The following is a 12,315-nucleotide window of genomic DNA, read 5'->3' as shown; positions in this document are numbered from 1 at the left end:
CCGCTCAGCGGGCCGGCCCGCCGGTCACGCCGAGCGGACGCGCCAGACCGGAGACCGCCTCGTCCAGCCGCTGCAGATGGCGCAGGACCCGGTCGGTCACCCGGCCGTAGCGCGGGGTGCGCAGGGTTCCCGGCTCCAGCATCGACGCGATGCTGGAGCCGCTCTCGATCTCCACGGCGGCCCGCGGATCCGCGACATGCGCCGCGATGGCCTCGATGTTGTGCACGATCCGCCCGCACGCCCCGCGCAGCCGGGGATCGGCCGCGATGGAAGGGTGCGTCGGCAGCAGCTCCGCCGTGGCCGCGAGGGACCGCCCGTGGTACGCGCAGGTCTCCAGCAGCGCCACGACATACCGCACCGAGTCCCGGCGCGAGCGCAGCGGCGTGATCGGATGGGTCAGCGGCTGGGTGGCCGCCCGCAGGTCCGCCAGCGCCTGGTCCAGCTCCCGCGCCCGCTCCACCAGATCGCCGCCCGTCCCGCCGCTCAGCTGGTCGACGGCGCCCCGCGTGACATCGGCGAGCCGGTCCAGGACCGCCACCAGCAGCTCGTTGGTACGGCGGTCGGTGTGCACCGGCAGCACCACCGCCGCGGCGAACACCCCGCAGGCCGCGCCGAGCGCCGTCTCCTCGATCCGCAGCACCAGCACCTCCGCGCTGTAGGTGTTCAGCAGGGTGTACAGCAGCCCCAGCATCGCGGTGACGAAGAACGACATCAGGGTGTACGACAGCGGCGCGCTGTAGAACATCGCGAAGATGAACACCAGCACCAGGGCGAACGCCGTCCAGGTGTGGTGCCCGACCAGCCCGGCGAGCCCGATGCCCGCCACCACGCCGAGCACCGTGCCGAGCAGCCGCCGGTAGCCCTTCACCAGGATCTCGCCGGTGGAGGCGGTGTTCAGGAAGACGATCCAGCAGGTCAGCACCGCCCAGTACCAGCGCTGGCTGGACAGCAGCTCACCGCCGGCGATGGCCAGCGAGGAGCCGACGGCCACCTGGAGGGCGGCCCGGGTGGTGGGCCGCGCGAGCCCGGTCGGCTCCGTCGCCTCCGGGGTCCGTTCCTCGCTGATCTCGATCGCGGTGTCCTCCGCGTCCAGCTCCTCGCGCGAGCGGGTGGTCGCCGGGGTGTCCGCGGACTCGTCCTGCGGGCCGTCCAGGGCCAGCCGCAGACCGAGCGAGGCGCGGGCCGCCTCGCCGAGTCCCCGGAAGACGTCCTGCACGGCCGGCGACGCCTCGGGCAGGTTCTCCTCCTCGCGATACCCGAGCAGCCGGTTGCGCACCTGGGCGAGCGCGGTCCCGGACGCCTCCCCGGCCGGGCGCAGCATCAGCACCCGCAGCGCCCGCAGATCCCGGCGCAGCGCGGCCGCCGCCCCGTCCCGCACCGGGGACTCCACCCCCGAGGGCACCGGGGCGCCCGGCAGGTGCAGGGTGAGGGTGTCGGTCCGCTCGGCGCTGCGCGCGGTGAGCAGCAGCAGCCCCAGCCGCTCGGCCGCGATCTCGGCGTCCGCGACCCGGCGCTGGAGCAGCCGGGCCACCGCCGGGTCCGAGGTGCCGTCCTCCAGCCGGCCCTGGATCATCAGCGCCGTCTCGTGCAGCCGGGCGGTACGGGTGCGCAGTTCCTCCAGCACCTTCTCCACCTCCTCGGGCCCGGCGTCCGGCAGCTTCGCCTGGCTGGCGATCAGCTGGGCGAGCCGGGCGCGGAAGGCCCGCCGCAACCGGTCCAGGGTGCCCGCCGGGGTCTGCGGCAGCAGCACGAACCGGGCGGTGGCGCTGGCCGCGAACGCCACGCCGACGACGCCGTACAGCGCGGGCAGCGCACCCGGTGTGGCGCGCACGAACAGCGACAGGAAGTAGATCTGGAACCCGATCAGCCCGAGCGCCGTACCGCGGTCGCCGAACCGGCGGCCGTAGACGGCGCTGAAGATCAGGGCGACGAAGAACAGGTCGCCGGCGACGACGTGCTGGTTGAGCAGCGCGCCCAGCGACAGCGAGACCAGCGCCACCGGCAGACCGAGCGCGAGCGTGCCGGCCTGCCCGGCGGGCTGCTTCTCCCGGATGGCGAAGGTGGCGACCATCGCGGCCATGGCCCCGGCGACCAGCTGGGTCACCGGGACGCCGATCCCGGCCAGGACGGCGAGCGTGAGGGCGATGGCGGTGACCGTGCGCAGTCCCGCCGTCAGCCGGAGCAGCCCGGGGTCCGACGCCGCGAGCCGGTCCCACAGCCGTACCCGTCCCGACCGCCCCGCTGCCCTCACTTAGCCGCGCTCTCTCCCGTGCCAGCCATCGATTCCATGATCCAGCATCGCACGCGCGCCCGGACTACCTGCCCTCGGCCAGGGTGGCGGCCACCAGGGCGTTCGCGTGCCCGTGGCCGAGCCCGTGCGCCGACTTCAGCCAGCCGACCAGCTCCATGTGCCGGGTCAGCGGCGAGGACCGGATCAGCTCCTGCCACTCGCCGACCGGGCGGCCGTACTTCTTCTCGATCGAGGGGAAGTAACTCGCCGGGCCCTTGACGGTCTTCTCGGTCATGGTGGTGCGTCCCTCCGTGCGGTGTTTCCGTGATCACCTGGTAGGACGGCCGGCCCGGGCCGCACTCATCGGCGGCCGGTGGTGATCACGGTCACATCAGGACGGTTCGACGGCCGCGCCCTCCACCCGGGCCCGCACCTGTTCCGGTGTCAGATAGGCGTCGGTGAACTCGAAGTCCTTCAGCCGGGCGGGCTTGCGGGCCTGGAAGCCGGTGCGTACGAAATCGTCGCCCGCGACCGCGTTCAGCAGCCAGTTGGTCATCACCCGGGTCTTGGCGACATTGGTGCGCAGCGCCGACCAGTGGTAGCCGCGGGCCACCGCCTGCGCGGGCACCCCGCGCAGTTCCACACCGAGCGGCTTGGACACCGCGTCCTTGCCGCCGAGGTCGACGACCAGGCCCAGGTCCTTGTGCTCGTAGGGCCGCATCGGCTGTCCGCGCAGCGCCGCGATGACGTTGTCGGCGACCACCTTGCCCTGCCGCATGGCGTGCTGGGCGGTGGGCGGGCAGACCGCGCCCTCGTCGCCCTTGGCCAGGTCCGGCACGGCCGCCGAGTCGCCGAGCGCGAACACCCCGTCCTGGCCCGGCAGGCACATCTCCGCGGTCACCGCCAGCCGCCCCTTGACCGTCTCCGCGCCGAGCGTGGCGATCAGCGGGCTGGCGACCACCCCGGCCGTCCAGATCAGGGTGTGCGTCGGCACCACCCGGCCGTCGGTGAAGGTGACCTCCTCGGCGCCGGCCTTCTCGATCGACACCCCCAGCGAGACCTCGATACCGCGCCGGCCCAGGATCCCCTGCGCGCTGCGGCCCAGCTTCTCGCCCAGCTCCGGCATCAGCTTGGGGGCGATGTCGATCAGATGCCAGCGGATCAGGCCCGGGTCCAGGCGCGGGTAGCGCTGCACGGCGGCGTGGGTGAGGCGCTGGAGGCAGGCCGCGGTCTCCGTGCCCGCGTAGCCGCCGCCGACCACCACGAACTGCAGCCGCGCGGCCCGTTCGGCCGGGTCGTCGCTGGCGTCCGCCAGATCCAGCTGGGAGATGACGTGGTCGCGGATGTAGGCGGCCTCGGCGAGCGTCTTCATCCCGAAGGCGTGCTCGGTCAGGCCCGGGATGTCGAAGGTGCGGGTCACACTCCCCGGGGCCAGCACGATGTAGTCGTAGGGCTCGTTGACGATCTTGTCGGTGATGGTGCGGACGACGCACACCTTGGATTTCAGGTCCACCCCGATCGCACCGCCCGGGATGATCCGGGTGCGGTACTTCTTGCTGCGGCGCAGCGACAGGGCGATCGACTGCGGCGTGAGCACGCCGGAGGCGACCTGGGGCAGCAGAGGCAGGTACAGCTGGTAGGAGAACGGCGTCACCAGCGTGACGTCGGCCTCGTCGGGGGCGAGATTCCGCTCCAGGCGGCGGACGCACTCGACTCCGGCGAAGCCTGCGCCCACCACCAGGATCCTGGGTCGTGTCACGGTGTTCATCCCTTTCTGCGGCTCCGGGCGGTCCGGCTCGACGCTGTTCGCATGCCCTGGATCGCCGGGCGCCAACTTCGATCCCACCGCGCCCGCGGCCACCCCGCCAGCCGGGTGCGGCAGGCAGACGAACGCGTGGGGGGCGGCCTCGCCCCCGCTGCCCGGTGGAGTAACCGGTGCGCGCCCGCCTACACGTCGAACGGCCGGACCGCCGCCTACACGTCGTACGGCCGGACCGCCGCCTACACGTCGTACGGCCGGACCGCCGTCCCGGCGTCACCAGGGCAGGAACGCGTGGATGTCCTTGCCGGTGTCGTGCACGACGACGCTGACCTGGCTGCACAGCGTGTGCACCAGATGCCAGCCGATCCCGCCGCCACCGGTGCGCGGATGGAACGGCCGCGGCTCCGGGCGCGCCGTGTTGGTGTCCCGCATCGTCACGTGCACGCCGTCGAAGGTGCGGCGCATCCGCAGATCGAACGGGCCCGGCGCGTACTGGATGGCGTTCGCCGCCAGTTCCGTCACCACCAGCAGGATGTCGTCCCAGTACTCCTGGGCGCCCGGTGGCGCCTCACGGGAGAGGGCACGCAAGAACTCCTCCGCGGCGAGCCGCGCTCCCGTGACGTTGCGCAGCTCACCGGGAAAGGAGAACGTACGCTCGTACCTCTCCTCCGACGGTGGTGTGTCGTCCCAACGCGGCTCCGTCGTCATCTCGCTTCCCCGGCCCCGACCGGCCCCGCCGGCCCGGGTGGTCGTCGTCAACTGATCTCTTCGCTGCGCTGCGGGTTCCCCCTGCCGCGCGGACTATCCGTCCGCCCTCCCCGCCCGACTCCCCCGGGGGCCATCTCCTCGGCGGAACACGTCGTCCGGGTCGTCCCACGCGGCCGGTTCCACCGGCCGCGGCCGGGCCCGGGCGGCGTACATCGCCTCGATCTCGGCGGCGTAGTGCCGTACCACGGCGTCCCGGCGCGGCTTCAGGGACGGCGTGAGCAACCCGTCGACCGCGGCGAACGGTTCCGGGAGGACACGGTAGACCCTGATGGACTCCGCGCGGGACACCGGGCTGTTGGCGCAGGCCACCGCCCGCGCGATCTCCTCCCGCAGCGCGTTCTCCTCCCGGGCCTTCCGGGCCCGGGCGTCCCCGGGCAGCGCGAGCGCGGTCCGCCAGTGCGCGAGGAAGTCCGGGTCCAGGGTGATCAGGGCGCCGACACAGGGCCGGCCGTCGCCGATCACCAGCGCCTCGTGGACGAGCGGATGCGCGCGCAGCCGCTCCTCCAGCGGGGCCGGCGCCACGGACCTGCCCCCGCTGGTGACGATGAGGTCCTTCTTGCGCCCGGTGATCGTCAGAAAGCCGTCGGCGTCCAGTCGGCCGAGGTCCCCGGTGGCCAGCCAGCCGTCCCGCAGCACCGCCCGGGTCGCCTGCTCGTCACCGGCGTACCCCTGGAACACCGAGGGCCCGCGCACGAGGATCTCCCCGTCGTCGGCCACCCGGATCGCGGTGCCCGGCAGCGCGGTTCCCACCGTCCCGGACTTCTCCCGGCCCAGCGGCTGCATGGTGATCGCGCCGGACGTCTCGGTGAGTCCGTAGCCGTCGTGCACGAACACGCCGATGCCCTCGTAGAACAGGCCCAGTTCGCGGCCGAGCGCACAGCCGCCGGAAGCGCCGCGCACCACCCGGCCGCCGAGCGCCGCCCGCAGCCCCCGGTACACCGTCCGCTCGTACAGGGCGTGTTGCAGCCTCAGCTCCAGCCCGGGCCCCGGTCCGGCACCCAGCCGCCGGCGCTCCTCGGCCGCGGCGAACTCCCGCGCCGTACGCGCGGCCCGCTCGAACAGCGCGCCCCGGCCCGCCTGCCGGGCGGTGCGCAGGAAGGTCGTGTAGAGCCGCTCGAACACCGCCGGCACGCCGTACAGGTACGTCGGCCGGAAGGTGCGCAGCGCCGATGCCGGCGCCGCCCCGGTCACCTCCGGCTCGTGCGCCAGCAGCACCCCGCCGCGCACACACGTCAGCATGACCATCAGGCCGTACACATGGGAGAACGGCAGGAAGGCCAGCACGGACGGCCGCTGCCCCGCAGGTGCGGCGGTGTGCGCCCAGCCGGCCAGCAGGGTGTCGCACGGGTAGGCCAGGCCGCGGTGGCTGAGCGCGCAGCCCATCGGCCGGCCCGAGGTGCCCGAGGTGTGCACGACGGCCGCCGTGGCGTCCGGCAGCACGAGCCGGCGCAGCGACTCCACGGTGGTGCGCGGCACCGCCGCTCCGGCCGCGACCAGATCGGCGAGGGCGCCCGCGTCCAGCTGCCAGACGTGCCGCAGCCGGGGCAGCCGGGCGCACACCGTGCCGACGGTCATGACGCCCTGCTCGTCCTCCACGACCACGGCGACACAGCCCGTCTCCCGCAGGATCCACTCGACCTGGTCGCGCGAGGAGGACGGGTGGACAGGGACCAGTTCGGCACCGACGGTCCACAGCGCGTGGGCGAGCACCGTCCACTCGTGCCGGGTCCGGGCCATCAGGGCCACCCGGTGGCCGGGCGTGATCCCGGCGGCGACCAGCCCCCTGGCCACGGCCACCACCTCGTCCCGCAGCTCGGCCGCCGTCACCGTGAGCCAGCCGCCGCCGGATTCCGCACGGCGCGCCAGCACCGGCAGCGCGGGATCGCGCTCCGCCGCGGCGAAGACGCTGTCGGCGAGGCCGCCGGTGAGGGGCGGGGCGGCGGCCGGGGCGGGGGCGACGTTCCGCATGCGCTGCTCCCGGGGTACGGAGGTCACTCCGCCGAGCGGCTCGGTGTCGGCGGTGCTCGAATGTAGCTCAGGGGACAGCGTCCGGTGACCGGATCGGAGAAGTCGTGATCGGGCTGATGATGTGGGCGTGTCGGGGGGACTCGGGGGACATGAGTCATGTGAACCCCGATCCGGAGCCCGAGCGCAGCACCGGGCTGGAACCCGGCGGCTCGGTCCCGCCCGGCGAGACCCCGCCCGCCGAGAGCAGCATGCCCGAGGCCGGGCCCCGGGAGACGCACAATCCGACGAAGGGCTGGGGGAAGGCGCCGCTGACCGTGATCCTGATCGTGGTGATCCTGATCGCGGCGTTCTTCCTGGCCTACGCGCTGAGCCTGATCCTGTGACCGCCGCCGGGCGGGACGCTCAGCCCTGGGTGCGCCGGACGCACTCGGTGACGACGTCCCGCAGGCTGCCCGTGCGCTCCAGCAGCTCGCGCTGTTCCCGTGCGCCGTTGCCGCGGCGCAGCAGTTCCTCCATGCCCCGCGCGGCGCGGTCGGCGTCGCCGTTGGCCTTGAGCGCGTCCCCGGTGTGCTCCAGCAGGGACTCCAGCACCCGCGCGGCGGGCCGGGGCCGCAGGGTGACCGGGTCGAGCAGGTCCTCCTCCAGGCCGAACCGGGCGGCCTGCCAGTCGGCCAGCCGGAGCAGGCTGACCCCGGTGTCGGGCGCCGGCCGGCCCGCCCGCCACTCCGCCGCGGCCGTGTCCACCAGGGCGCGGACCAGCGTCGCGAGCAGGACGGCGGTCTCCGCGCACAGGCACACGTCCGCCACCCGGACCTCCACCGTCGGGTAGCGGGCGGACAGCCGCGCGTCGAAGTAGACCATGCCCTCGTCCAGCACGACCCCCGTGTCCACCATGTCGGTCACCCGCCGGTGGTAGCGCTCGGGGGTCCCGAACGGCTCGGTCGGCCCGGCGGACGGCCAGCGGTTCCACACCCGGCTGCGATAGCTGGCGTAGTCGGTCTCGCGGCCCTGCCAGAACGGGGAGTTGGCGCTCATCGCCCGCAGCACCGGAAGCCACGGGCGGAGCCGGTCCAGGACGGCGACGCCCTCCTCGTCCGACGCCACGGAAACATGCACATGGCAGCCGCAGACGAGCTGGTCCCAGGTGGGTATCCCGTACCGCTCGGCCAGCCACTGATAGCGCCCGTTCACACTGAGCGAGGGACTGACCGGCAGCGGCGAGGTGGCCAGCGCGGCGACCCCGCAGCCGATCTCCCCGGCGTGCCGGGCCGCCTCCTTGCGGCAGCGGACGATCTCGTCCCCGAGCTGCGCCATGTCCGACTGCGGATGCGTGGCGAACTCCAGCATCTGCCCGAACAGCTCTTTTTCGAAGACCTGCTGTCCGGGATCGTCCTGGGCGGCGCGGGCGAGGACGGCCGCGGCGAGGGCCTTCGGGTCGCCGCTGTCCGGATCGACCAGGAGGAGTTCCTCCTCCACTCCAACGGTGCGCACGTGATGCCGCCCTTCCATGTCGTGCCGCGAGGGGCAGTCGGGTTCTGTACGACCCCGAATGCCCCTCGGACGGCCACCGACACCTGCGCGGCGGCTCAGCCCTCCGGCACCAGCCACACCGTGGCCAGCGGCGGCAGCGTCAGGGTGAGGAACCCGTCCTCGGCCTTGACCGGCCCGCCGGCGCCGACACCGCTGCCGCCGTAGCGCACCTCGTCGGTGTTCAGCTCCTCCCGCCAGACCGCGCCGCCGTCGGGCACCCACAGGCGGTAGCCGTGCCGGACGACCGGGGAGAAGTTCGACACCGCCAGCAGCGGGCCGCCGTCCCCGGCGAACCGCAGGAACGCCAGCACGTTGTCGTCCGCCGCGTCGCACAGCACCCACCGGAAGCCACCCGGGTCGGTGTCCCGCTGCCACAGCGCCGGGGTCGCCCGGTACACCGCGTTCAGGTCCCGGACCAGCGACTGCACGCCCCGGTGATCGCCCGCCGAGTGATAGTCGTCGCCGAGCAGCCACCACTCCGGTCCGTGCGCCTCCGACCACTCCGCTCCCTGGGCGAACTCCTGCCCCATGAACAACAGCTGTTTGCCGGGGTGGGCCCACATGAACGCCAGATAGGCGCGGTGGTTGGCGCGCCGCTGCCACCAGTCGCCGGGCATCTTCGACACCAGCGCCCGCTTGCCGTGCACCACCTCGTCGTGGGAGATCGGCAGCACGTAGTTCTCGCTGTAGGCGTACACCATCGAGAACGTCATCTCGTGGTGGTGGTAGGCGCGGTGCACCGGCTCCTTCTGGATGTACTCCAGCGAGTCGTGCATCCAGCCCATGTTCCACTTCAGCCCGAAGCCCAGCCCGCCACCGTCGGTCGGCCGGGTCACCCCGTCCCAGGCGGTGGACTCCTCGGCGATGGTCACCACGCCCGGGCAGCGCCGGTAGACGGTGGCGTTCATCTCCTGGAGGAAGGCCACCGCGTCCAGGTCCTCCCGGCCGCCGAAGACGTTCGGCTCCCACTGCCCGGAGTCCCGCGAGTAGTCCAGGTAGAGCATGGAGGCGACGGCGTCCACCCGCAGCCCGTCGATGTGGAACTCCTCGCACCAGTACACGGCGTTGGCGACCAGGAAGTTGCGCACCTCGGTACGGCCGTAGTCGAACTCGTACGTCCCCCAGTCCGGGTGCTCGGCCCGGGAGGCGTTCCCGGGCTCGTACAGCGGGTCCCCGTCGAACCGGGCCAGCGCCCAGTCGTCCTTCGGGAAGTGCGCCGGCACCCAGTCCATGATCACACCGAGCCCGGCCCGGTGACAGGCGTCCACGAAGTACCGGAAGTCGTCCGGGGAACCCAGCCGGGGCGTCGGCGCGTAATAGGAGGTGACCTGGTACCCCCACGAGCCGCTGAACGGATGCCCGGCCACCGGCATCAGCTCGATGTGGGTGAAGCCCATCTCCCGTGCGTACGCGGGGAGTTCCTCCGCGAGCTGCCGGTAGCCGGCACCGGGCCGCCAGGACGGCAGGTGCACCTCGTACACCGAGAACGGCGCCTCGTGCACCGGGAGGTCACCGCGGTGCGCCATCCACTCCCCGTCGCCCCAGGCGTAGTGCGAGGCCGTCACCACCGACGCGGTGTCCGGCGGGACCTCCGTGCCCCGCGCCATCGGGTCCGCCTTCAGGAACCGGTGGCCGTACCGGGAGGTGATCTCGAACTTGTACCGGGTGCCCTCGCCGACCCCCGGCAGGAACAGCTCCCACACCCCGGACGCGCCGAGCGAGCGCATCGGGTACTGCGTGCCGTCCCAGTACGTGAAGTCCCCGGCCACCCGCACCCCCTGGGCGTTCGGCGCCCACACCGTGAACCGGGTGCCGGCCACGCCCTGGTGGACCATCGGCTCCGCGCCGAGCGCCCGCCACAGCTGCTCGTGCCGGCCCTCGCCGATCAGATGCAGGTCCAGCTCGCCCAGGGCGGGCAGGAAGCGGTACGGGTCGTGCACCTCCTGCTCCCCCTCGTCGTACGCCACCAGCAGGGTGTACGACGGGATGCCCGGGCCGGGCAGCACGCCGGCGAACAGCCCGTCGCCCTCCGAGCACAGCTCGGTGCGGCCTCCGTCGACGAGGACGCTCACCGCGCGGGCGTTCGGGCGCAGCGCCCGCACCAGCGTGCCGCCCGGCACCGGGTGGGCGCCCAGCAGGGCGTGCGGATCGTGGTGCGTCCCGGCCAGCAGCCGGCCGCGGTCGGCCGGGTCCAGCGGGGCGGCCACGGGCGGCACGGGCCCCGCGGCCTCGGGGCGCGTGGTGTCGCGCAGTGCCATGCGTCAGCCTCCCCACACGGCGAGCCGCTTGATCGCCGCCATCGGTACCGGCAGCCAGTCCGGCCGGTGTCTCGCCTCGTACAGCACCTCGTACACCGCCCTGTCCGTCTCGTGCGCGCGCAGCAGCGCGTGCTTCTTGCGTGGATCCCAGCCCGCGCGGACCGCGTAGCCCGCGCAGAACGCCTCCCGGCAGCGGCGCGCCCACTCGGGTCGCCAGGGGCGGCGCTGCCGGGCCGCGTAGTCGAAGGAGCGCAGCATCCCCGCGACGTCCCGCACCGGGGACTGCGGGGCGCGCCGCTCGGCGAGCGGACGGGACGGCTCGCCCTCGAAGTCGATGACGAACCAGTCGCGGCCGGCCCGCAGCACCTGCCCCAGGTGCAGGTCGCCGTGGACCCGCTGGGCGGGCGGCCCGGTGTCGCAGGTGGCCAGCGCCGCGAACGCGGCCCGCAGGCCGGGCGCGAAGGGCAGCAGCCCGGGCACGGCGTGCGCGGCGGCGTCCAGCCGCGCGCACATCGCCTCGGCGGTGCGGCCGTTCTCGCCCGGCCCGGCCGGCGGGAAGGCCTCGGCCAGCGCCAGGTGCACCTCGGCCATGGCCCGGCCCAGCGCGCGGGCCTCGGCGGTGAAGTCGTCGCCCGCCGCGAGCGCGCCCAGCGCCAGCGACCAGCCGTCGGTGGCGTCCGGCAGGAACGGCTGGAGCACCCCGAGGGTGGCCGGGCGCGGGCCGTCCGTGGTGAACCAGGCCACCGGCGCCGGCACCCGGGAGCAGCCGAGGGCGGCCAGCGCCGCCGGCACCTCCAGGTCCGGGTTGACGCCCGGCTGGATCCGGCGGAACAGCTTCAGGATGTACGCGTCGCCGTACACGATCGAGGAGTTGGACTGCTCGGCGTCCAGCAGCCGCGGCGGCAGCCCCCCGGGCACCCGCGCGGCCGGGTCCGCCTCGAACCGCAGCGGACCCGCCGCACCGGGGTGCCGCAGCCGCTCCAGCAGCAGATGGGCCGAGCGCGGGTCGTGCAGCGCGTCGTACACCGCGAGGCCGGCCAGCGGTCCGTCCACGGCCCGCCCGATGAACGCCCGCTCCAGGCGCGGCGCGAGGTGCCGGCGCAGGCTCAGCAGCAGCTGGTAGCAGTCCCCGGGCGGGGGCGTGCCGCCGGGGGTGGGCACCGGCACGTGCGAGGCGTGCACCAGCAGGTGCAGACAGCCCGGGAACAGCTCGGTCACGGACAGCACCGACAGCTCGGTGACGGGCCGGTCCTTGCCCGCGAACCACCGTTGCCTCGGCAGCCATTCGCGCAGCAGCCCGCCGAGCGAGTCCAGCGGCCCGTCGAGCCCGGTCGCGGTGCGCGGCCGGGGGGTGAGGGTGTTCGGCATGGTGACGCGTCCTTTCCTCGGCGCCGGACGGTCAGCGGCGGCGGCCGATGCGGGATGCGACTCGGGTGAGCCGGAACCAGTAGAAACCGTGGCCCTGCAGGGTGAGCAGGTAGGGCAGTTCGCCGATGGCGGGGAACCGCACCCCACCGATCAGCTCGACGGGGTGCCGTCCGTCGTAGGCCCGCAGGTCGAGTTCGGTGGGCTGGGCGAAGCGGGAGAAGTTGTGCACGCACAGCACCAGGTCGTCCTCGTACTCCCGCAGGAAGGCGAGCACCGCCGGGTTGGAGGAGGCCAGCTCCGTGAACGACCCCAGTCCGAAGGCGGGGTTCTGTTTGCGGATCTCGATCATCCGGCGGGTCCAGTGCAGCAGCGAGGAGGGGGAGGACATGGAGGCTTCGACGTTGGTGACCTGGTAGCCGTAGACGGGGTCC

The 12,315-nt window shown here is 73.7% G+C and carries 10 protein-coding genes; 1 reads left to right on the top strand and 9 read right to left on the bottom strand.

Annotated features, from left to right (window positions below; all coding sequences use genetic code 11):
- Window positions 1-4: 4 nt before the first annotated feature.
- The 5 genes from IH25_RS0103515 to IH25_RS0103495 form a co-directional block, all read right to left on the bottom strand.
- Window positions 5-2,251: an FUSC family protein gene (locus tag IH25_RS0103515; RefSeq protein WP_030602649.1), complete on the bottom strand. Its 2,247-nt coding sequence runs from the start codon at window positions 2,249-2,251 to the stop codon at window positions 5-7.
- A 64-nt stretch (window positions 2,252-2,315) separates the two neighbouring features.
- Window positions 2,316-2,525, bottom strand: coding sequence for a DUF4287 domain-containing protein (locus IH25_RS0103510; protein WP_030602646.1), 210 nt, complete (start codon window positions 2,523-2,525; stop codon window positions 2,316-2,318).
- A 96-nt stretch (window positions 2,526-2,621) separates the two neighbouring features.
- Complete coding sequence (locus IH25_RS0103505; RefSeq protein WP_030602642.1) at window positions 2,622-3,998, bottom strand: NAD(P)/FAD-dependent oxidoreductase; 1,377 nt, start codon at window positions 3,996-3,998, stop codon at window positions 2,622-2,624.
- Window positions 3,999-4,265: 267 nt separating this feature from the next.
- A complete protein-coding gene (locus tag IH25_RS0103500; protein WP_030602640.1) occupies window positions 4,266-4,700 on the bottom strand; it encodes an ATP-binding protein in 435 nt (144 codons plus the stop codon).
- Window positions 4,701-4,793: 93 nt separating this feature from the next.
- Window positions 4,794-6,728 (bottom strand): AMP-dependent synthetase/ligase, encoded by a 1,935-nt coding sequence (locus IH25_RS0103495; protein WP_051753764.1) that lies wholly within the window; start codon window positions 6,726-6,728, stop codon window positions 4,794-4,796.
- A 149-nt stretch (window positions 6,729-6,877) separates the two neighbouring features.
- On the opposite strand from IH25_RS0103495, the gene IH25_RS0103490 reads away from it, so the two are divergent.
- Window positions 6,878-7,111, top strand: a complete 234-nt coding sequence (locus IH25_RS0103490; protein WP_030602631.1) for a DUF6480 family protein — start codon at window positions 6,878-6,880, stop codon at window positions 7,109-7,111.
- Between the two features lie 19 nt (window positions 7,112-7,130).
- Here the strand turns inward: IH25_RS0103490 and IH25_RS0103485 are convergent, their stop codons facing one another.
- The 4 genes from IH25_RS0103485 to IH25_RS0103470 all read right to left on the bottom strand — a co-directional run.
- The gene (locus tag IH25_RS0103485; protein WP_030602628.1) at window positions 7,131-8,219 is read right to left on the bottom strand and encodes a glutamate--cysteine ligase 2; all 1,089 of its coding nucleotides are present in this window, start codon (window positions 8,217-8,219) and stop codon (window positions 7,131-7,133) included.
- A gap of 95 nt (window positions 8,220-8,314) precedes the next feature.
- Window positions 8,315-10,516, bottom strand: a complete 2,202-nt coding sequence (gene glgB, locus IH25_RS0103480) for a 1,4-alpha-glucan branching enzyme (protein ID WP_030602626.1) — start codon at window positions 10,514-10,516, stop codon at window positions 8,315-8,317.
- Window positions 10,517-10,519: 3 nt separating this feature from the next.
- Window positions 10,520-11,884: a maltokinase N-terminal cap-like domain-containing protein gene (locus IH25_RS0103475; RefSeq protein WP_030602624.1), complete on the bottom strand. Its 1,365-nt coding sequence runs from the start codon at window positions 11,882-11,884 to the stop codon at window positions 10,520-10,522.
- 31 nt (window positions 11,885-11,915) lie between these two features.
- Window positions 11,916-12,315: alpha-glucosidase C-terminal domain-containing protein (locus IH25_RS0103470; protein WP_030602623.1), on the bottom strand; the 400-nt coding region annotated here is incomplete at its 5' end.

The sequence above is a fragment of the Streptomyces achromogenes subsp. achromogenes genome (genome assembly GCF_000720835.1).
Classification (GTDB): Bacteria; Actinomycetota; Actinomycetes; order Streptomycetales; family Streptomycetaceae; genus Streptomyces; species Streptomyces achromogenes.
This window is presented reverse-complemented; position numbering and strand designations above follow the sequence as displayed.